Annotated in this window: 19 protein-coding genes; 3 read left to right on the top strand and 16 right to left on the bottom strand. The window is 59.6% G+C overall.

The window, feature by feature from the left end:
* Positions 1 to 29: 29 nt before the first annotated feature.
* The 4 genes from KB449_RS12180 to KB449_RS12165 all read right to left on the bottom strand — a co-directional run bounded on the left by KB449_RS12180 (position 30) and on the right by KB449_RS12165 (position 6,071).
* A complete protein-coding gene (locus tag KB449_RS12180; protein ID WP_282908631.1) occupies positions 30 to 1,712 on the bottom strand; it encodes a methyl-accepting chemotaxis protein in 1,683 nt (560 codons plus the stop codon).
* 249 nt (positions 1,713 to 1,961) lie between these two features.
* On the bottom strand, positions 1,962 to 3,491 hold the full coding sequence (locus KB449_RS12175) for a rhamnulokinase (protein ID WP_282908630.1): 1,530 nt from the start codon (positions 3,489 to 3,491) through the stop codon (positions 1,962 to 1,964).
* A 15-nt stretch (positions 3,492 to 3,506) separates the two neighbouring features.
* Entirely contained in the window at positions 3,507 to 4,166 is a 660-nt protein-coding gene (locus KB449_RS12170) for a class II aldolase/adducin family protein (RefSeq protein ID WP_282908629.1), read from the bottom strand.
* A gap of 114 nt (positions 4,167 to 4,280) precedes the next feature.
* A complete protein-coding gene (locus tag KB449_RS12165) occupies positions 4,281 to 6,071 on the bottom strand; it encodes an L-fucose isomerase (RefSeq protein ID WP_282908628.1) in 1,791 nt (596 codons plus the stop codon).
* Positions 6,072 to 6,207: 136 nt separating this feature from the next.
* Between KB449_RS12165 and KB449_RS12160 the strand changes: the two genes are divergently transcribed.
* A complete protein-coding gene (locus KB449_RS12160; RefSeq protein ID WP_282908627.1) occupies positions 6,208 to 7,221 on the top strand; it encodes a LacI family DNA-binding transcriptional regulator in 1,014 nt (337 codons plus the stop codon).
* 520 nt (positions 7,222 to 7,741) lie between these two features.
* Here KB449_RS12160 and KB449_RS12155 read toward each other — a convergent pair.
* From KB449_RS12155 to KB449_RS12135, 5 genes are all read right to left on the bottom strand, one after another.
* Positions 7,742 to 8,377: an AAA family ATPase gene (locus KB449_RS12155; protein ID WP_282908626.1), complete on the bottom strand. Its 636-nt coding sequence runs from the start codon at positions 8,375 to 8,377 to the stop codon at positions 7,742 to 7,744.
* Complete coding sequence (locus KB449_RS12150; protein ID WP_282908625.1) at positions 8,335 to 8,805, bottom strand: hypothetical protein; 471 nt, start codon at positions 8,803 to 8,805, stop codon at positions 8,335 to 8,337. Before KB449_RS12150 ends, KB449_RS12155 begins: the two co-directional genes overlap by 43 nt.
* Positions 8,806 to 8,910: 105 nt before the next feature.
* Positions 8,911 to 9,333 (bottom strand): zinc ribbon domain-containing protein, encoded by a 423-nt coding sequence (locus tag KB449_RS36475; protein WP_350356219.1) that lies wholly within the window; start codon positions 9,331 to 9,333, stop codon positions 8,911 to 8,913.
* A gap of 6 nt (positions 9,334 to 9,339) precedes the next feature.
* On the bottom strand, positions 9,340 to 10,494 hold the full coding sequence (locus KB449_RS12140) for a metallophosphoesterase (protein ID WP_282908624.1): 1,155 nt from the start codon (positions 10,492 to 10,494) through the stop codon (positions 9,340 to 9,342).
* Positions 10,491 to 12,617: a HelD family protein gene (locus tag KB449_RS12135; RefSeq protein WP_282908623.1), complete on the bottom strand. Its 2,127-nt coding sequence runs from the start codon at positions 12,615 to 12,617 to the stop codon at positions 10,491 to 10,493. The genes KB449_RS12140 and KB449_RS12135 overlap by 4 nt, the downstream gene beginning before the upstream one ends.
* A gap of 105 nt (positions 12,618 to 12,722) precedes the next feature.
* On the opposite strand from KB449_RS12135, the gene KB449_RS12130 reads away from it, so the two are divergent.
* Positions 12,723 to 13,151: a universal stress protein gene (locus tag KB449_RS12130; protein WP_282908622.1), complete on the top strand. Its 429-nt coding sequence runs from the start codon at positions 12,723 to 12,725 to the stop codon at positions 13,149 to 13,151.
* A gap of 170 nt (positions 13,152 to 13,321) precedes the next feature.
* Here KB449_RS12130 and KB449_RS12125 read toward each other — a convergent pair whose 3' ends face one another.
* The gene (locus KB449_RS12125) at positions 13,322 to 13,585 is read right to left on the bottom strand and encodes a hypothetical protein (protein ID WP_282908621.1); all 264 of its coding nucleotides are present in this window, start codon (positions 13,583 to 13,585) and stop codon (positions 13,322 to 13,324) included.
* Between the two features lie 279 nt (positions 13,586 to 13,864).
* Between KB449_RS12125 and KB449_RS12120 the strand changes: the two genes are divergently transcribed.
* A complete protein-coding gene (locus KB449_RS12120) occupies positions 13,865 to 14,356 on the top strand; it encodes a C40 family peptidase (RefSeq protein WP_282908620.1) in 492 nt (163 codons plus the stop codon).
* Positions 14,357 to 14,429: 73 nt separating this feature from the next.
* On the opposite strand, the gene KB449_RS12115 is transcribed toward KB449_RS12120, so the two are convergent.
* The 6 genes from KB449_RS12115 to KB449_RS12090 form a co-directional block, all read right to left on the bottom strand.
* The gene (locus KB449_RS12115) at positions 14,430 to 15,563 is read right to left on the bottom strand and encodes a Ger(x)C family spore germination protein (protein ID WP_282908619.1); all 1,134 of its coding nucleotides are present in this window, start codon (positions 15,561 to 15,563) and stop codon (positions 14,430 to 14,432) included.
* A gap of 5 nt (positions 15,564 to 15,568) precedes the next feature.
* Positions 15,569 to 16,972 (bottom strand): spore germination protein, encoded by a 1,404-nt coding sequence (locus KB449_RS12110; protein WP_282908618.1) that lies wholly within the window; start codon positions 16,970 to 16,972, stop codon positions 15,569 to 15,571.
* Positions 16,956 to 18,053, bottom strand: coding sequence for an endospore germination permease (locus KB449_RS12105; protein ID WP_282908617.1), 1,098 nt, complete (start codon positions 18,051 to 18,053; stop codon positions 16,956 to 16,958). Before KB449_RS12105 ends, KB449_RS12110 begins: the two co-directional genes overlap by 17 nt.
* 69 nt (positions 18,054 to 18,122) lie before the next feature.
* Positions 18,123 to 19,136 carry a CobW family GTP-binding protein gene (locus KB449_RS12100; RefSeq protein WP_282908616.1) on the bottom strand — a complete coding sequence of 338 codons (1,014 nt, stop codon included), beginning with the start codon at positions 19,134 to 19,136 and terminating at the stop codon, positions 18,123 to 18,125.
* Positions 19,137 to 19,211: 75 nt separating this feature from the next.
* Positions 19,212 to 19,886, bottom strand: coding sequence for an SOS response-associated peptidase (locus KB449_RS12095; RefSeq protein ID WP_282908615.1), 675 nt, complete (start codon positions 19,884 to 19,886; stop codon positions 19,212 to 19,214).
* A 95-nt stretch (positions 19,887 to 19,981) separates the two neighbouring features.
* Entirely contained in the window at positions 19,982 to 20,893 is a 912-nt protein-coding gene (locus KB449_RS12090; RefSeq protein ID WP_282908614.1) for an aldo/keto reductase, read from the bottom strand.
* Between the last annotated feature and the right edge of the window lie 29 nt (positions 20,894 to 20,922).

Genomic DNA, 20,922 nt, shown 5'->3' with positions numbered 1-20,922 from the left:
GCAGTTTTTTTGAAGATGGACTTGCTCGCTTATAGCTTGAACGCGCTAACGCCCTGCTTGAGCTCCGCCGCGACGCCGGACAGCGTACGCGACGAGGACGCCAGCTCCTCGCTGAATGCGAGCTGCTCCTCCGCCGAAGCCGCAGCCTCCTGCGTCATCGATGCGGTCATGGACGCCATATGCCCGATGTTGGACACCGACGCGGATACCTCCTCCGAGCTCGCCGCCAGCTGCTCGGCGGCCGCTGCCGCCTCCTGCACGCGGGATGACACCTCGAACGACGCGCTTGCGATCTGCTTGAAGGCGGCTGCCGCTTCGTTCACGGCCGTGCTGCCGGCATTTACCTCTTCGATGCTCGCGCTCATCAGCGCGGACATCGATTCGACCTGCTCGCGTACCTCGGTGATAAGCGTGTACACGTTGCCGACGGATTCGTTGGTCTGGTTCGCAAGCTTGCGCACCTCGCCCGCGACGACCGCAAAGCCTGCGCCGTGCTCGCCGGCTCTCGCCGCTTCGATCGCTGCGTTCAGTGCGAGCAGGTTGGTTCGCGATGCGATCTCGCCGATAATTCCGGTAACCTCGCCGATCTGGTGAGACTTCGCGACCAGGCTCGTAATTTGCTTGCCCGCAAGTCCGACGGTCTTCTCGAGCGATGCCATGCGCTCCGTGACGTTGACGATCCGATCCGTCCCCGTCGTGGCAGCCGCTGCCGCTCCCGCGGACAACTCCGCAACCTCGGAGGTCGTTTCCGCGATTCTGCCCACGCCCTCCGCCATTTCCTCCATGACTCTGTCGCATTCGGCCGCCGACTTCGCCTGGCTTTCCGAATTGGAAGCGATCAGGGAGACGGACTCTGCGATTTGGACCGAGGCACCTTTGTTCTGCTCCGATCCGCCTGACAACTGAATCGAAGACGTGGCGAGCACCGAAGCGCTATCCTGCATTTGACGGACGGAGCTGCGCAGCTTGGCGACCGTATCGTTCAGCCTCGTCAGCAGCGTGCCGAACTCGTCGGTTCGTTTCGACTCGAAGACGGAGATCTGGAGATCGCCCGCGGCCACGCGGCTCAGGGCGTCCGTCGACTGCTTCAGCGGCACCGTAATGTTGCGGATCAGCAGCCAGGAGAGCGCGACGGCAAGCAGCACGATGGCGATCCCGATATAGAAGACAAGCGATGCGCTGCTGTGGAACAGGTTGTCGTTGTCCTTCACGCTCTTCTCGGCGCCTTCGTGATTGAAATCAATCAGCTTGTCCACGTCCTGATCGAGCGTGTTGAAGGCTTCGGAGGCTTTGCTTGAGCTCCCCTTGTCGCCGGCATTCTGCGTCGAAGCCGTGTAGCTGCTCTTGAACGTTTCCCAATCGAGCTTGAGCGCCTCGTACAGCTGCTTGTCTTCTTCGTTCGCTACTGAGCTTTTATAGCCGTTCACACTGGTCTCGATTTCCGGGAACAATGCAGCCATCTGTTCCGTCGCTTTCTTTTTGACGGCTGCGTCGGTGGCGATTAGCGACTGGTAATACAGATTTGTAATCTCTTGCAGATCGATTTTAATGTTGCTCATCGTTTCTACACCGCTTAACCAGTCGTTTCCGATCTCTTGGGCTTGCGCGTTCATCTTGCTCATATTGGCCAGGCTAATAAAGCCCAGCGCCACGAGCGCGACGAGTATGGCACTAAACGCCCCTACCATCTTTTTGCCGACCGTCCATTTCATCGTTGACTGCCTCCCCCGCCGCACGTCCGGCTCTCCATAAAGTTGTTTCCCATTAATCATATCGGTGCAAAGTTAAAAAAAAGTTAACAAAATTCGTAGTACTTGAAGACGAATTTTGTTGGAAAATTAATGTATATGGCGAAAAATGTCGCCAATCAGTCGGTTAATCGCAGACAAAAACCCCGCGCTTCCATCGAGGGAAGGTGCGGGGTTGCTCATGGCGTTATGGATGCGAAAGAAAACTATTCTTCATGGGCCGGGACGCAGCGCGAGAAAACGGGCGTAGGCAGCTTCCCATGACGCCTTGTCCGCTGGCTCGGGTTCGTACGTATCGACCGGAAAAGATGCCGATACGAGACGCCTGGCTTCAGCAAGATCGGCGATTTCGCCTTGCGCGACGAACTGCAGGAGCAAATTGCCGATCGCGCTTGCCTCCGCGGGTCCCGCGATAACCGGACGGCCGATGGCGCTTGCGGAGAGCCGACAGAGAAGCTTGTTCTGAATGCCGCCGCCTACCATATGGAGCCCGGCGAAGGTGCGGCCGGTGAGCGACTCCGCCTGCTCGAGGGCCTGCCTGTAACGCAGCGCCAGGCTCTCGAGGATGCACCGGGCGAATTCGCCCTGGTCCCGCGGCTCCGGCTGGCCGGTCTCGCGGCAGTAGGCACGGATTTTGGAAGTCATATCGGACGGTCCGTAAAACCGCGCGTCGTCCGGATCGATCAAGCTGCGCAGCGGCTCGGCCGACTCCGCAAGCAAGGCGAGCTGCGGATAGCCTACGGGCGTGCCGTTTTCGTCCCACTCCCGTTTGCATTCTTGCAAAATCCACAAGCCCATAATGTTTTTAAGCAGCTGATACGTGCCGCCGACGCCGCCTTCGTTGGAAAAAGACATTTCCAGCGTCTCGGGCTTCAGCACCGGCTCCGCCAGCTCCGTACCGAGCAGCGACCAGGTGCCGCAGACGAGGTAAGCGAACGGTTCGTCTCCCGCCGGTACGGCCGCGATCGCGGACGCCGTATCGTGCGAACCTACGGCCACCGCCTCGACCGGTGGAATCCGCAACTCTTCCTGCACCTCGTCCGACAGTTTGCCGATTCGGGTGCCGGGCGCGACGGGCTCGAGAAACAGCGTCTCCGGGATGCCGAGCTCTCGCATCAGCTCCTTGTTCCAGCTGCGCGTACGCGGATCGAACAGCTGCGTCGTCGTCGCCATCGTGAACTCGCAGGCCGGCACGCCGGTCAGCAGATAGGTCAGCAGATCCGGCGTCAGCAGCAGCGTCCTGGCCGCGGCAAGCTTCACCGATCCGGTCCGGCTCATGGCGTATAGCTGGTAAACGGTATTGAAAGGCATAAATTGCAGACCGCTCGACGCGAATAGTGCCTGTGCGCCGAACCGTTCGCTCAGCATCTCGATCAACCCTTCCGTCTGCGCATCGCGATAATGATACGGATTGCCGAGCAGCTCGCCGCCTTCGTCGATCAGACCGAAGTCGACGCCCCACGTATCGATGCCGAGCGTCCTCGGCTCGTAGCCGGCCTGGAACGTCTTGCGGATGCCCCGCTTGATCTCCTGCAGCAGGCGCAGGATGTCCCAATGCAAATGCTTGCCGACGCGCACGGCCTCATTGTCGAAGCGGTGCATCTCCGCCACCTGAAGCGTGCGAATGCCGCTTGCGTCCCTGCCAAGCTCTCCCGCATAGGCGCGTCCGGAGCTCGCCCCCATGTCGAACGCCAGCGCGGTTACCCGCAGCGATCCGCCGCTTGCAGCCGTTTTCTCGCTCATGGCCCGTTCCTCCGCTTATTTCATTTTTTGCAGCAGCTCGATCCGATAAGCCTCGCTCTCCAGCGACGCGATTTCCTTGTACTCTTCGTCCGTCAACGCCTTGGGCGTCTTGATGGCGCTCGCGATCAGCCAGATCTTGGCGCTCTCCTCGACGACCTCGGTACGGTAGTAGGCTTCGCGAAGATTGCGCCCCGTTGTGACCAGACCGTGATTGCCGAGCAGAATGGTGCTGTAGTCGTTGACTTTGGCGACAACCGCGTCGGCCAGGCGGTCGGTGGTCGGCAACACGTAAGGAACGTAGGTCGTCGTTCCTACGAGCGCGGCCTGGTCGGGGAACATGACGGGCAGCTCCTGTTCGACCAGCGTGAAGGCGATGCAGTACGGCGGATGCGTGTGGACGATCGCCCCGATGGACGGGTTGGCTCTGTAGGCATACAGGTGCATCAGCACCTCGGACGACGGACGCAGGCCGATGTCGGCGATGTCGCCGCTCTCGATGTCCACCTCGACCCACTGCTCGGGCGCGATCTCGTCCAGCGCGAAGCCGCTCGGAGAAAGATACATTTTGCCCTCGTGCCGGGCGCTCAAGTTGCCGCCGGGCCCGACGACCAGTTTGTTCGACACCGTCTTGCGCGCGTACTTGCACAGCTCATTGCGAATATCAGTGGCGCTCATGCGTGATTGACCTCCAAGGGGGTAGAATGATTGCGTAAAAGGAATGGATGAAGGGACGAAAGGAACAAACCCGACGAAGGCCGCCCGGAGCGGACGGCTTCGCCTGACTGCCTTTTATTTGTACAGCGGACCGAAGTTCGCGCAAGCTCTGAAGTCTGCGCCTTCGATGCCATCTGTGCCGAACAGGCCCCATGCGCGGGGACGGAAGACGCGCTCCTCGGCGACGTTGTGCATGCTGACCGGAATGCGAAGCATCGAAGCGAGCGTGATCAGGTCTGCGCCGATATGGCCGAAGCTGATCGAGCCGTGGTTCGCGCCCCAGTTGTCCATGACGTCGTAAACGGTACGGAACGCGCCCTTGCCCGTCACGATCGGCGCGAACCAGGTCGTCGGCCAGGTCGGGTCGGTACGCTTGTCGAGCGCGTCATGCACTTCCGGCGGCAGCTCGACCGAATAGCCTTCGGCGATCTGCAGCGTCGGGCCGATGCCCTTGACGTAATTCAGGCGGGACATCGTCATCGGCATGCCGCCTTGCGTCAGGAAGTCGGACGAATAGCCGCCCCCACGGAAGTATTCCGCGGACGCCGGGCGCCAGCTCGTCGCGTCGAGACATTTTTGCGCTTCCTCGGCGGAGATGTCCCAGAACGGCTTCATCGCAGGCTTGCCGTCGATCGATTGTTCCCCCGTGCCGTCCATCGTTGCGGATCCGGAGTTGATCAGATGCAGCAGTCCGCCCGCGGCCGCGCCAGACAATTTGTGACCGGTAACTCTCTCCACCGAATCGGGTCCCCAATACGTCCGCACGTCGGCGAAAATTTGCGCGGTGTTGCTGAGCAGATAGCCCATCAGCATCGGAATGCCGTTCAAGCTGTCGTTCTCCGTCGCTACGATATAAGGCGAACGGATGCCGTTCCAGTCGAACGAGGAGTTCAGAATCGTCTCCAAAAAGTCTCCGTTCGGGAAATGATCGGTCCACGCGCGCTGCCCTTGGAAGCCGGAAACGATCGCGTTGTGGCCCATCGCTTCTTCGCCGAAGCCGAGCTCGGCGAGGCGCGGATTGCCGATCATCAGGTCGCGGGCGATCTGCGTCATCTTGACGACAGTCTCCCAATCCTTATCCTTGTCCGCGCGGCTCTTCTGCAGGCGCTCCGGATTGTTGTCCGGACCCTCCTTGCAGTTCTCCTTCACCCAAGCGAGCGCTTTCTCGAACTCGGCCGGATCGTAGATCTCTTCTTCAATGCGGCGCACGAACTCGGACATATCGACGTACTCCGTGCGCATGCCGAGATACTCCTGAAGCAGTCCATCGTTGACGATCGAGCCCGCGATGCCCATGGACACAGAGCCCATCGACAAGTACGATTTGCCGCGCATGATCGCAACCGCAAGTCCCGCGCGCGCAAAACCGATCAGCTTCTCGCGAACGTCCTCCGGCACGTTTGTGTCGCCGGAATCTTGTACCTGTTCGCCATAAATGCCGAACGCCGGCAGTCCCTTTTGCGCATAGCCGGACAATACGGCGGCCAGATAAACGGCGCCCGGACGCTCCGTTCCGTTGAAGCCCCATACCGCCTTCGGCAGCGTCGGGTCCATGTCCATCGTCTCGGTGCCGTAGCACCAGCAAGGCGTGACGGTGAGAGATACGCCCACGCCGGCCTTGGCGAACTTGTCCGCCGATGCGGCCGCTTCGGCAACGCCGCCGATACAAGTGTCGGAGATCACGCACTCGACCGGCTCGCCGTTCGGGTACCGCAGACTGCTGCTGAGCAGCTCCGCCACGGCCTTGGCCATATTCATCGTCTGGTCTTCGAGCGATTCGCGCACGCCCTTGCGGCGGCCGTCGATCGTCGGACGGATGCCGATCTTGGGAAATCCGCTCCGGAACCTGTAAGCATGATCAGTCATAAATGATGCCTCCTTGAAAGCGATTAATATGTTACCGATAACTCTAAATTAACAACGAAACGTCTTGCTGTCAATCCATGACTTTTGTAAGATAGATATTAAGCATATGGCGGCTTTATGAAAGGATTGGACACGCATGGTCACCATCTACGATATCGCGGAAAAAGCCGGCGTCTCGGCAATGACGGTGTCTCGAGTTATCAATAACGCAGGACGTATCAGTGAGAAAACGCGGACAAAAGTGAAGCGCGTCATGGACGAGCTCGGCTACGTCCCGAACCAGATGGCGCGCAGTCTCGTGCTTCAGGAGACGCGGCTGCTATTTCTCATGATCACCGATATTACGAATCCTTTTTACACGACGCTTGCGCGCGGTGCCGAGGATGCGGCTAAAAAGCACGGCTACCGGCTGCTGTTCGGCAATACGGACGAGGACCTGGAGAAGGAAAACGACTATATCGACGCCGTCCTGAAGACAAGGGCCGACGGCGTGCTGCTGGCCCCTGCCGGGGACGCATCTCTCCCGCATCTGGAGATGCTGAGGCGACACCGCGTGCCGTTCGTATTGCTCGACCGCGAAGTGCCGGGCATGGACAGCGACGTGGTGCTCGGCGACAGCAAGGAAGGCGCGCGCCAGCTGGTCAAGCAGCTCGTCGGCGGCGGCCATCGCCGGATCGCGCTCATCAACGGCTCGCGCACGATCTCAAGCGCCCGGGAGCGGCTCGAGGGCTATCGCGAAGCGCTTAAGCTCAACGACCTCACGTATGACGAAGCACTCGTGCTGGAGACGAGCTTCGGGCCGCGCAGCGACCTGACGGTCATCGAGGCGTGGCTGGACCGCATGCGGCCCCTCCCTACCGCGTTTGTCGCCGGCAACAACGTGCTGGCCGTCGAGCTGATGCGCGCGCTACGGTCCCGCGGGCTGCGCGTGCCCGAGGATGCGTCGCTGGTCTGCTTCGACGAGCTGGCCTCTTATGCCGAGATGGACCCGTTTCTGACGGTGATCTCGCAGCAGGCCTATCAATTCGGGTATCTCGGCATGCAAATGCTGCTCGACCGGATCCAGTCGCGCGACGAGCAGGCCCCGGGCTGGCGCAAGATCGTGCTGCCAGCGGAGCTGATCGTGAGGCGCTCGGTGCGCCAACTATGACGCGATAACGCGATGCCAAGTGCGATGTCGAGTGCGATGCCGAGTGCGATGCCGAGGGATGGAGGACGCGCCGGACTCGGGAGGGCTTGCCTTCCGCCCGCTGCAGCTTTGGATCGCTAAATCGCCTAATCAGCCGATGGAAGGCCGGGACTCGCCATGTATTGCTATGTAGACTTTCTTCTCAATTGGTCGCGCAGTCCCGCTATGAAGTTCCATATAGGACTATTTCGCATCGGCAGGTCGCGCAATTTCACTATGTGGCTCCATATAGAACTTCTTCGCCTCAGTGAGTCGCGCAGTCTCGCCATGTAGTTCCATATAGGACTACTTCGCCTCAGTGAGTCGCGCAGTCTCGTCCTGTAGCTCCATATAGGACTACTTCGCATCACTTGGTCGCGCAGTCTCGCCATGTAGCTCCTTGCAGAGCTTCCTCCCCTCGGTCTGCGGAACGCTCCTACCGATCCCTAACACAAACAGGCGACGCGGAAATGTCCGCGACGCCTGTTTGCCGTGCCGTATGCTACCGCCCAAATCGAATATGCCCCGCCTTCGTCCGCAATCGGTCCCAGCCCCGCTTCAGCGGACCGCGGCGATCCGGCGTCAGCGCGAGTCCGGACAGCTCGGCGATGCGGGCGACGACCTCGCTTGCGTTCATGCCGTCCGTCTGGATATGGACGTCGAATGTCTCGCCTGCTAAACCAGCCAGACATCGGTCAATCTGCTGTGCCGCCCAGGACCGCTCGCTCTCCCACCTGCTTCGAAGCCGACGCAGCAGCGTCTGTCGCGATGCGGTCAGTGCGTAATGGTCGACCCTGACGCCCGAGCTGCGCAGCGCGCCGACCAGCTCGTCCATGTAGCGCTCGCTGACGACCGTCATCGGCACGATGATCGGCCCCGGATGGTTCTCTGCCAGATAGGCCAGCATCTCGCGATTGATCGACCGCCACATCGGGTAGTCCTGGAAGTCGTCGCCATGAAGATGCTTCGGCAGCCTCGCGCGGATGTAAAAGCCGGCCTCCTCCGGATCGAAGACAAGCGAGCCGGGCAGCCTCCGGTGCAGTTCGTACGCCGCCGTCGTCTTGCCTGCTCCGAAGGCGCCGTTGATCCAGACAATCAACGGCCCTGCCCTGTGCTGCGCCTCGTCTTGCGCCACCATATGGTGCCCGCTGCAACCGCGGCCGCCGCGATCAGAAGCGACCACAGCCAGTCTAGCCGTTCGAGCGCCTCTCTCGTGCCGCTCAGCTTGCTGTCCGCGTACGACTCCTGATAGACGGCTTTGACGTAGGAGCCGTGTCCCGAATCGACGGCGATCGCGTCCTGCACGTCGATGCCCAGAATGCCCTTAAACTCGGTGCCCTTGGGCAGCGCATTGGAGAAGTTCCCCTTGTAAGCGCCTTCGGTCTCGGCATAAGCGGAGATCTTCCCCAGCTTCATGCCCAGCCTGTCGGCAGGAACGGCTTCCTCCGTAATCTTGTACAAATTGTCGTAATAAACGACGAACGGCGTGTCCCAATTGGCAGCGGCGCCGACAGACGGGAGGAGCAGCATCAGCGCCCCTAACAACAGCAAAAACTTACGTAACATGGTCAGGCTCCTTCGGATCGATTGGATCAATGAGGGAAAAAGATGCTTGGTTCACATTTTAAACCAAAACCCTGCCTTCGAACAGCCCCAGTCCCTGCCTTCCGCTTAGCGGCCGAAAAGCAAATCGAGCGCGGTCCCGAGACTGCCCGGTTTGCGGCCGAGCAGCATTTCCGGATCGTAAATCTCGACCGCGCCGCAACGCTCGCAGGAGACAAACAGGTAGTGATGATGCTGAATGTCCCATAGCTTGCTGAGTCCCGTGCCGGTCATCGCCACCTGCTTGGCTACCCCTCCGTTATTGCCGCACCTGCGACAGACGAAGCGGTCTTCGAGCATCGCCGCGACCTCGCTCATCCCCGCAGGCGCTCCGTTGTCCGAAGAATCAGCAGATTCATCGCCTTCCGGTGCTGCGCGATCAGGCGCCGCTTCTTCAAAATCCGCCTCGGTCACCTCGTACAGCTTGCGCTTGCAGCTCGGGCATCTCCCTGCGGCAAGCTCGATCTCGGCCTGACAATACGGACACTCCATTTCATATCATGCTCCTCCGCTGAAGGTAACGGACAAATGCACGATCTCGCTGCGGCTTGCGAGCCGGACCGGCGGTCCCCAGGTACCGAAGCCGGACGAGACGACGGCATGCATCTTTCCTTTTCGCAAATAGCCCCAATCGAGCTCGAACAGACGGCGCGTGACCCAGTGGTTCGGCGCGAATTGTCCTCGGTGCGTGTGGCCGGAAACGAGAATATCTACGCCAGCTTCCGCTGCAGCCGCATATCCGTAAGGTTGATGGTCCATAAGGACGATCGGCAGCTTCGGGTCGAGGCCTTGAAGCAGCTCCGCCACCGGCTTGCGGCCCTCCGGATCCATCGACTCCGCCGTCTTGTCCTTGCGCCCTACGACATGGATGACACCATCCGGCGTCGACCGCTCGTCGCGAAGCACAGGGATGCCGAGCGCCGCCATGCGACCGACGTACTCGTCGATGTGCCGCCCGTAATATTCGTGATTGCCGAGCACGGCATATACGCCGAGCGGCGCGGAGAGCCGGCCGAGACGCTCGGACATCCGGTTGCGAACGAACGGCTCGATGACGTCGTCGAGCACGTCGCCGGCAAGCAGGATCAGGTCGGGCTTCAACTGTTCGACCCGCGGAAGCAGTCGGTCCAAATGCCGGTTGCCGACGATGTTGCCCAGATGCAGGTCGCTCACGAGCACGATATCCAATCTTCTCCGGCCTCCGGCGTCCTTCGCCACGCTCAGCTCGTATTTGCGTACGATCGGCGTCCAGGCGTTCCAGGTTCCCCAGGCGAACAATAGCAGGAGCAGTACGGAGACGATGACGCCGATCGTTTCTACCGTATTCTTATAATCCGATCCCCCCGCCCAGAACAGCCAAACCGCCAGATCCGCGAACGGCAGCACCAGGACGGCGTACTCGAACAATCCGATATAATATGCGCCGAACACTTTGAGCCCGCGGCCCGCCGGCTTGGGCAGAAAACGAAAACGCCCGATCAGATAGCCCAGCGCGGCCAGGGCGAGCAGCGTCCAAAGCGCCCAAACGGGAAACCCGGGCAGCCAGCTGTTCAGCCAAGTTTGCGCGTTCCAGCCGATAAAAAAGTTCAGTCCGAGGTATGCGGCGATAATCAGCGTAAATGAAACGACAGCTCTAAGGCCTCCTCTTCTCATCGTGCCGCCTCCTCCGACTCGGGATCAGGCTGTGCAATGAGCGGAGTCGGCGAGTGCGCATACAACAGCTTGAGTCTGTGAAGCGCGCGCGTGCATCCGACGTAAAGCAGCTTGGCGTCCTCCGGCTTGTAGTCCGCCGCGTCCGCATCCGGAATCAAGACGGCGTCGAACTCGAGGCCTTTGGACAAATACACCGGCGCAACCGTAATTCCGCCTTCGTAATTCTGATGCTTCGCCTCGAGCAGGGAAGACCGGATGCCCCGTGCGGTCAGCTCGCTATAAATGCGCGCGCAGGCTGCCGCCGTCCGGCCCAGCACCGCGATGCTCTGAAGCTCCGGCTCTTGCCGCCAGCCTTCGACGATCGCAGCGATCGCAGCGGTGTCCGGCGCTTGCGCGGTCCGCTCTACTTCCACCGGCTGGCCGCTGCGAAAGACGGGCCGCGCCGGCTTGACGCCGCCGCCCATTCCCTTCAGGATACGGTTGGCGAATTCGATGATCTCGAGCGTCGATCGATAGCTCCGGTCGAGCTCGTAATACGATGTCTCTTCTCCGGGAAATAAGCGCCTCAGCTCCTCCCAGTCGGTAATGCCCGCATAATCGTGGATACCTTGCTGCAGATCGCCGAGCACGGTCATCGAGGTGATTCGCTGGTGCTGCCTGAGCACCTGCAGCTGCGCGGGCGAATAATCCTGCGCCTCGTCGATCACGATATGATCGTAAGCCGGAGCCGCCGGCCCGAGCAGCTTCAGGTGGATGTGCACAAGCGCAGCCAGATCTTCTCTGGCGAAAACGGCGGCCGCCTTGCCTTTGCTTTTCGCTTTAGACGCTGCCCCGGCTTGCTTGGCGCCTCGGGCCTCGCCGCGACCATCGTCTGTATGCCAGCCGCCGGCCTTATAAAAGGAAGAAGCGGTATGGAGCGGCAGCTTGCCGGCGTAAGCCTTCCAGCGGGCGTTCGCCTTTTTGCGCACCTCGGCGTCGCTCCACTTGGCTTTGCCAAGCTCGATCTCCATCCAGCGCTTGATCCGGTTAAGCACCCGTTCCCGCTTTTTCATGATCGGATCCAGCGGATTTTCCTCCGCGAACCAGGCGCGAACCTGCTCCGCCGTCAGCATCCGCCGGTCGTCCGGGGTAAAAGGCTCTTCCGGTACCATCGTCCGCGCCAGCTCTTCGATCGCTTCGTCGATCTCGGCCAGAAAGGCGAGGCTGCCCTTGCGCTTGGCTGGCGCATCCGCACGGCTGCCTGCCGATGCGTCTCCCTCGAACCAGCGGGCCAGCTCCTCCGCCGGATCCCGCAGCCGCAGGTCCTCGCCGATCTGCTCGAGCGCCCAGTCCTCGAATGTCTGCTGGCCGATATCTCCGACGCCAAGCTCCGGCAGCACGCCAGAAATATAATTCAAAAACATTTGGCTCGGCGCAAGGATCATCATGCGGTCGGCGCGTACGCGGTCCTGGTATCGGTACAGCAAGTAAGCGAGCCGGTGCAGCGCAACCGTCGTCTTGCCGCTTCCCGCTACGCCCTGGATAAAAACGGCTTTGTTTTTCTCGGTTCGGATGATCGCGTCCTGCTCCTGCTGGATCGTCGAAACGATATCGCGGAGCTTGTTGTCCTTGCTCTCGCCGAGCTTGTGGAGCAGAAATTCGTCGCCTGCCGAGCCGCCCTGCTCGCCGCCTTCGGCGTAGCTGTCCACGACGCGCTGCAGCTCGCCTTCGCGCACGAGCAAATTGCGCTTCAGATGGACGGTGCCGGACACGGCACCTTCCGGGGAATCGTAGGCAACCTCCGGATTGCCGCCCGAGAAGGCGTAGAACAAGCTTGATACCGGCGCCCGCCAATCCACGACAAGCAGACGGTGACCGTTTTCTTCGCCGACGCCCGATTTGCCGATATACAGCGGCAATGGCTCGCTCTTGCCTTCTTCCCTGAAGTCGAGCCTGCCGAAGTATGGCTCTTTTTCGGACGTCGTTAGACGGAGCTTGCGCTCCTGCCGGATGGCGTCGAGCGTCTGCTCGGTATAATCGTTGCCGGTATACCGGGGCCCGATGCCGGCGATTTGCTCGCGGATCGAAGTCTTCGTATGTTCCAGCTTCACCGTTTCTTCACGGAATCGTTTATCTTCTGACACGAATCGAAGCTCCCTTCAAATTGATTACGTCAGATTAAGTGTGGTTAAATAGAGGAAGATACATGGCACATGCAAGTTACATAGATCGGCGAGGAGGCTATTTCGATGAGCTACAAAAACATTGTGGTCGCATTCGACGGTTCGAACCTGTCGCGCAAGGCCATCTCCCATGCCTCCGCGCTCGCGGAGAGCAGCGGGGCGGCGCTTACGGTACTCCATGTCTACCAGGTACCGCTCGTCAACAACGGCGACTTCATGGTCACGCTGCCGGCGGACTGGTCCCAGCAATACATGGACCACTCCTTCAAGGTGCTTGAAGAAGCGAAGACGCTCGTGCCCGGTACGATCAATGCGACGTTCAAGCTGATCGACGGCGATCCTGCGAATACGATCCTCGATTATGCCGGCGATAACGGCGCCGACCTCATCGTGCTCGGCAGCCGCGGCCTCGGCGGCATCCGCGAGTTCGTGCTCGGCAGCGTCAGTCACAACGTCATGCAGCATGCCAAGGTACCGGTTCTCATCGTCAAGTAACTCGGATTGTGCGATTGACGGCTTCGGCCAAGGCCAATGACAAAAATCGGTCTCTTCCCGGACGGGAAGGGACCGATGTCTTTTATAGGGATCGTATGCAAGCTTCATGTACCGCTCTGCCCTATAATATATCCTAAATCGTTAGCCAAGTAAAATAATAGGAGATTCTTCTATTCCAACGCGTCGATAGCCGCATCCACCAGCCGCTCGTAAAGCTCGTCGTTGGAATCGATCTCTGCGTCCACCGCGTCGATCTGCTCTTCGCTGCCGGATTTGCCCGCGAAAAACAGCGAATAACTCCACTCTTTGCCCTTGTCGCTTTGCAGCGCCATTTCGTAAGCCGCCTCGTGTCCTTCGACCTCAAACACGACTTTTCCTACATATCCGTTAACCTCGTCCTTCGTCATTGCCGCCTCGCGAATGGTTACGTTCATGCCGAGTCTCCTTTGTGTCGGGCCTTCGCGCGGCTGTGCCGCGGCTTATTGCCCCATTTTAACGGTTTCAAATCCAATTTTGCAAAAATAGCGTACTTTAGGCATTTGTCCAGTTGTCCAGAATTAATATTTTCTTAGTTGTTTTTCATATAATCGCGCAAACCGCCGCGCAGCAAGCATTCCGCCGCTTAGAGGGAAATGAAGGGAAGTTTCAATCTGATATATTGATTCTAGCAGCAAGCACATCACGACTACAACAACATTGGGGGAATCGCATCCATGGCAACAACCAATAGCTTTAAGAAATTGATGGCGTCGGTCGTCGCAGCAACCGTTCTTTTCGGAGGCGCAGCAACGGCTCTGCCGGCGAAGCCGGTCAGCGCGGCGGAAGCGACCGTCACGGCCAGCTCCAAAGCATCCAGCATCATCGCCCTCGGCAAAAAATACATGGGCGTTCGATATAAGTTCGGCGCAAAAACAGGTGTTACCAGCTCCTTCGACTGCTCTTCGTTTACCCAATTTCTGTACCGTAAATACGGCGTATCTCTGCCTCGGGAGTCCAAGGCGCAATCCAAATCAGGCAAGTACGTATCCAAGGCTAACCTGAAGCCGGGCGATCTCGTATTTTTCTACTCCCCGATCCACCATGTCGGCATTTACATCGGCGGCGGCAAGGTGCTGCATACTTACGGCAGCCCTGGCGTCACGATTTCGAGCATCAATTCGGGCTGGTGGAAGAATCACTATACGACTGCCCGCCGCGTCCTCTAGTCGCGCATCGTTCCTTCAAGCCGTCCCTTCTCAAGGGACGGCTTTTCTTGTTTCTTCGCAAGCCGCTCTTCGTTTAAAGCTTATGCTTCCCCGAATTGGTCACCTTGACGTCTACGACGACATCGATCGGAAGCGACGTTACTTCGATTCCGGTCTTCTTCAGCTTTTTCCACGCCGCCAGATGGTGGCGGTACAGTTCGTCCTCCAGTCCGATCAGATCGATTCGACGCGCGCGCCCCGTGGCTAAAGATTGCTGGAGCTTTTCCCGTATGCCATTTTCCGCCCAAGCTTCCAGCTGTACCTCGACCGCCTTGTCATGCAGCTCATAAATATAAGCTTTTACGGAAACGACGGCCTTGAAGGCCCCATCTTTACCGCTGTGGCGATTATAGGTCAAACGCCCCTTGCCTGTCGTCACCGCGAAGATGGCCACGAATTTGCCTTCGTCGTCTCTGACCTCCAAAAACGCACCCTTTTGATCCGAATGGAACCATTTCACGCCCTGTACGAGCGGCTCTCCCAGCTCCTCATGCTGTTTTTGGCCGACGATCGCATGCGCGCCATCGAAATATATATATTTTTTCGATTTTCCCCCTTGCTTCCAGCTGGAACGGTCCAGTTTAAGAACCGGCAGCAGGGTCGTATGGCTTTTCTCGTAAAATTGGCGAATGAACGCTTGCAGATTCATCATCTGAACAGCGGGCACAGCGGGACCGCGAACGCGTCGGGTGTACAAAAACGTGTACATCGGCGAATTAAAAAAGGTATCGGATGCCAGCAGTTCGTCGAGCGGCTCGGTCGTCGCGGCCATAGAAATATTGTAACGCACGGTTCGGCTTCTGTTGAAGCTGTCCAAAATGTCGGGAATTCGCGTCAGCGCGTTTTCCTTGACGACGATTGTCATGAGATGATCGAGAGACGGCCGAAGCTGTGTGCTTCGATACAAGGCCTTAAGCGCAAGCTGAGGGGACTCGCCTTTACCATGCCCGATGTAGGAGGGGAACGCCTTGCCGCTGGCTCCTTCTGTTTTGGCGACGTCGGACATCGTGATGAGCGTCCCGTATATGGAATAAAGCTCTTCCTTTTCGTCATAATCGATTCCCAGGCTTGTAACATAGCTGGTCTCCTGAATCGAGCGCTGATCCCAGCACGCCGTCAGGACGACGACCATAATGGCTAGCGCCAGAATTCGCATCGCCGCATGCATCGCACTCACCCCCCCGATCCACCGCGTTTGGGGCTCCCCTTGCTCCTTCGATCCGTATACGGGAATTTGAGGAAGGCGCCGCGCGCGCGCCGCGCCTCGTACGGGGCTGCCGGTTTCAAGTATGGTTCTCCGAATGAACGAAGCGACACCATGTACAGCAATATCGAGAACACGCCGATAAAAAATCCGAACATGCCGAGACCAGTCGAAAATATTAGCACGACAAAACGAAGCAGGTTGACGGTCCCGAGCAACGTCTGATTGACGAGCATGAACGAGGTGACGTACGTCACGGCGCTGACGACCAGCATCGTAGGCGAAGTAAGCCCCGCCCGGATCGCCGCGTCCCCGATGATAATGCCGCCCACGACCGCGACGGTCTGCCCTACGGCCCTCGGCAGACGAACGCCCGCTTCGCGAAACAGCTCGAACATGAACAGCATGAGAAACATCTCGATCGCGGTCGACATCGGCAGGCCGATTCGCGAGACGACGATCGTCGCCATGAGCGGGAACGGAATCTGGTCGATGTTAAACGTTGATACCGCCACCCAGAATCCGGGCAGGGTGAGCGTAATGAGCAGGCCTAGCAAGCGAAGCAGCCTCTCCATCGTTACGAAATAATACGAGTTGTGAATGTCCTCCGGAGACTTGAGCAGCTCGAACATATTGGTCGGCGCCGTATACACGAGCGGGAGGCCGTCCACGATGATGGCAACGCGACCGAGTCCCAAGCATTCGACGATATAATCCGGCCGGCCGGTATAGTTGACGAGGGGAAAAAGCGCCCGCGACCTGTCGGACAGCATTTCTTCGACTTGCCCGGAGCCGACCACGATATCGGGCGACAGCCTCCCGATTCTTTTGCGCGCTTCTTCGACGAGCGAGCGGCTTGCGGCCGATTTCAGATAGAGCAGGTTGATCTCCGTCTGGCTGTCCGTACCTACGCAGAACGACTCGATCTTCAAATCCGAAGACTTCAATCGCTTGCGCACCAGCGTACGGTTAATAGGCAAGCTCTCGACGAAGCCGTCGCGCGGCCCTTTGACCGAAATCTCGGAAGACGATTCTTCAGGCGAGCGTTCCGACTGGCGGGGGATCGGATAGGCGAGCATCCTCCCGTCGCTCACGATCAGCACGCTGCCGGAGAACAGCCGCGCCAGGACATGCGCACGCTCTTCGTCGTTCGATGCGGCCAACGCAAACGCGCCGGGAAAGCCTTCGGTAAGGTTCTTTCCCTCCAGCCATTCGTCCAAGGAGGGCAGCAACCGGTCTTTATAAATGACATTGTCGATCATGCCCGTCGCCGATACGAGCGAGGCCTGCCGATTTCCGGCCGACAGCTTTTCGACGTTCACATCCGCGCAGCCGGCGATCTCGTCGTCCAGCCATTCAAGCCCGGTTTGCATTCAGCTCGCCCCTCCCTCCGCGCTTGCGAAGCGCCAGCAACCATACGTAGAACAGAAGGCCGATCTGCACCGCAAAGACAATCGGCCGGATCGCCTTATAGAAAATATATTGATTGTTGTCCCCGAACGGATAGACGGTCAGCCCGATCATTGCGACTCCGATGAAAATCAAGGCGATCAATTTTCCCTTGCGCTTTTGAATGCCGGACAGCTCGAGCAGGAGACTAAGCGCAAGCGAGATGCGAATGAGCGCCCCGCTAATCCATTGGTAGATGGCAAAAAAATCGAGATGCTCGATATAGCGGCCGACACTCAATATGCGCCACTGCGAAAAAGCGGGAAAACGCATGCTGCTGGACTCGAACACACCGAATTCGCAAATGGCGGCTATGGTCGGGCCGACGGACAGTACAATGACGAACAGGCCGGTGGCATACAGATGAATCGGGCGAAAAGGCTTGTTGGCGTACATTTGCAGCAGTATGAACAATATCATTTCCGTCAGCCCGCTGCAGGATACGACGGCCCCCCTTAATACCGGTTCCACCCCGTGTTCCATCAGGGGAAGCAGTTGGGAATAGTCCTTGCGATCCGAATTGCCGGACGCGACGAAGATGCCCAGAGCCGTAACGACCGGGAGAGCGATACAAGACATATAGACGATCGCCTGCATGCCGACCAGTACGGCAGCGACGCAGAGGAGCACGAAAACCGTGGCGGTGACGATCGGCGGCGTCTCAGACAGATAGGTGCTGTTGGTCCAGGTCAGCATGTCAACGGTCGTAATGATCGCCTCCAGCAGCAAGTAGACGACGACGACAGTTAAGATGAGCCCCCGCGAGAAGGCTCCGCCCTTTTCCTTCAGCCATGCGGAAAATGGCTGCAGTCCCAGATCGCGAAGCACCGCGGCCAGCGGCAGGAGCAGGATCAGCATCAGGGCGCCGGCCAGCAGAACGGATATCCATGCGTCTCTGCCGGCCGTCCCGAGCACAATCGGAAGTATAATGACATGATTGACCAATCCGACGGATAAGATCAAACTCGTGATGACCGACAGGCGGCCTGCTTCGAATCCCCTCATTTGCCGCAGCCTCCCTTTCCGGCTTAAGTTTCCCTGTGCCGGTCCGGTTTATGTGCAGCGGCAAACGCGCTAATCCGTTCCCGTTCCCAGGCCGACAAGCCGTTCGCGCAGGTCCGACGCGCTGAAGTCTTCGCCGATCAGAACGATCACGTCGGGCGCCGGGTTACGGGACGCGACCGGCATGAAGTCGGATTCCCGGTAGGCGAACTGGAACAAGTAGCGCGCGGCCGTATCCGTAAACGTAACGATCCCCTTCGCGCGGTACACCGATGCCGGCAGCTCGCGCAGGAAGCGCTCGAAATTTTCGCTCGAAAACGGGCCGGACGGATAATGCGTAAGCACGTGAACATGGTCGTGCAATCGTGGAGCGCCGTGATCGTGACCTTGGCGGTCGTGATTGTGTCCATGCCGATCATGATAGTGATTACGGACGTCAATGTCGACGGCTCCCGGCAGCAGCGTGATCAGATCCGTGCCGGTCTCCCCCTTCAGCGCATCCTCGATCGCGGCGGACGGATTCCATTCGCGCAGCTGCGCGCGCACCTCCTCCGCCTCCCCGCGGCCCACGAGATCCGTCTTGCTCAGCAGAAGCAGCGCCGCGCCTCGAATCTGCTCCCGCATCAGTCGCAGCGTCTTGCCGGCGCCGAGCCGCAGCCGATCGAGCAAATGTCTGGCGTCGACGACGGTGATCAGTCCCCGCAGCTCCAGCTTCGCATACATCGATACCTCCGTCACGGCATCCATCATCTCAAGCGGCTGCGCCACGCCGGTGGACTCGATCCAGATGACGTCCGGACGATGCTCACGGGCCAGCTGCAGCAGAGAGAGGCCCAGATCGTTTTTGACGGAGCAGCAGATGCAGCCGCCGAGCAGCTCCGCCATGGGCACGTCCTTTGCCAGCAGCTCGCCGTCGAGATTGACGTCGCCCGCTTCGTTCATAAGCACCGCCGCCTTCCAGCCTCGCGCCTTGGCGCCTTTGAGCAGCTTTTGCAGCACGGTCGTCTTGCCGCTTCCGAGATAGCCTGACAGTACGTACACTAGTATGGGCTGATCGCCGTTATCTTTCGTCTGATTCGCGCACATCGCGTCATCTCCCCTGTAACATGAATCGACCCTCCGACGCGACTGCGCGGAGGGCCTTCTGGCACGTTCGTTATGCTACTCCCGAATCGCGGAGTAGAAGTTGCGGATCGGCTCGACGCATTCCGGCGTCTCGCGCTCCCGCTCGTTCACGTAAGCCCCGACCGGGTACATCATCATCTCATCCGCCGAGATCCCGCGAATGGTGCCCAGCACGCCGCGATATTCCGTATTCGTCTCATTGAGCCATTCGTCGATGCCTTCATCGTCCAGAATGGCCGGCATCCGGTCCGAATACGGACCGACCATCTCGTTGGGAAGCGTCGTCAGCATCGTATACGCGCGAATATCGCCGCCTTCGACGCGCGGCCACACCTCGTAAAACCCGGGGACGGCGAACGTTCCTCGCCCTTTAAGAACGAAATGAATCGGCTGACGGGCTCTGCCCTTCGTCTCCCAGCCGTAAAAGCCGCTAACGGGGATAACGCAGCGCTGCTTGTTCGTCATGCGCTTGAAGATCGGCCGGTCGCCGATGCCGGGGCCGTCCGCATTGACGGCATCGCGGGACCAATAAGGCATGAGGCCCCAGCGCAGCGACTCGAGCTTGCGTTCGCGCTGCTCCTCGACGATGACGGCGGCGTATTGCGTCGGTGCGACATTGTACCTGGGCCTGTAGGAGCCGACGACCTGATCGATCCGGTATCGCTGGGTAATTTCGGGCAAATCCGCGGCTAGCGAAAATCTTTGGCACATAGGGGGCACCGCCTTCTTGGGTTTCCCCCCAGTATTTGCTTGAAGGCGCCGCTTCTATTCGCCAACAACCCGAACGTTGCCGAACAATGGCCCGATCAAGCGTCCTGCGGATGCCCCGCCGCGACTAATGCGACCGCCGCCGCGTTCGCCTCGACCTGCGCGACGTCCTTGCAGCCCGGAATGACGGCGGTCACGGCCGGATGCCGCAGGCACCAGGCCAGCGCCCAGGACGCCATGTCGACGCCCTCCGGCACCTCCGTGCGCTTGATCTCCTCCGCTTCGCGCAGCAGCCGGTCGGCATCCTCGCGTTCGCGCCGCGAGCGAACGTCGTCGCTCGGGAACGTGGCGCCCGGCTTGTACTTCCCGCTAAGAAAGCCGCTCGCAAGCGGCACCCGGGCAAGCACGCCTAGACTCTGCGCCTTGCAGGACGGGAATACTTCCTCCTCCGGCGCGCGATCGAGCCGATTGTACACCACCTGGATCGCCTGCGCGCCGACCTCCGTCGCCTTGGACGTCTGATAGACGTTGCGGTTGGATCCGATCGATATGCCCAGATGCCTGATCTTGCCCGCTTCGACCTGCCGGCCCAGAACATCCCAGAGACCGTCCGTATCGAACTCGGCATCAGGACCGGAGTGGAATTGATAGAGATCGATATAATCGGTCTGCAGCGCCTTCAGGGAAGCTTCCAGCTGGCGCACGACGTCCTGCGGATCGAATGCGTCGGTGCGCTCGAACGGACCGTGAAAATGATGTCCGAACTTGGTGGCGAGCACCCAATCGGAGCGGCGTCCCCGGATCGCCGGACCGATCAGCGACTCGGACAGGTGGTCGCCATAGCACTCGGCGGTATCGATCAGATTGATGCCGAGCTCGGCGGCCCTGCCTAGAATGGCGTCCGCCTCGCGCTGATCGTAGCTCCTGCCCCACTCGTCGCCGAACTGCCAGGTACCGACGCCTACCGCGGATATTTTTAGATCGGTCGATCCCAACTTGCGATATAGCATGCTGCATTCCTCCCACTTCATAGAATTCA

The sequence above is a fragment of the Cohnella hashimotonis genome, from assembly GCF_030014955.1.
GTDB classification, from domain to species: Bacteria; Bacillota; Bacilli; order Paenibacillales; family Paenibacillaceae; genus Cohnella; species Cohnella hashimotonis.
This window is presented reverse-complemented; position numbering and strand designations above follow the sequence as displayed.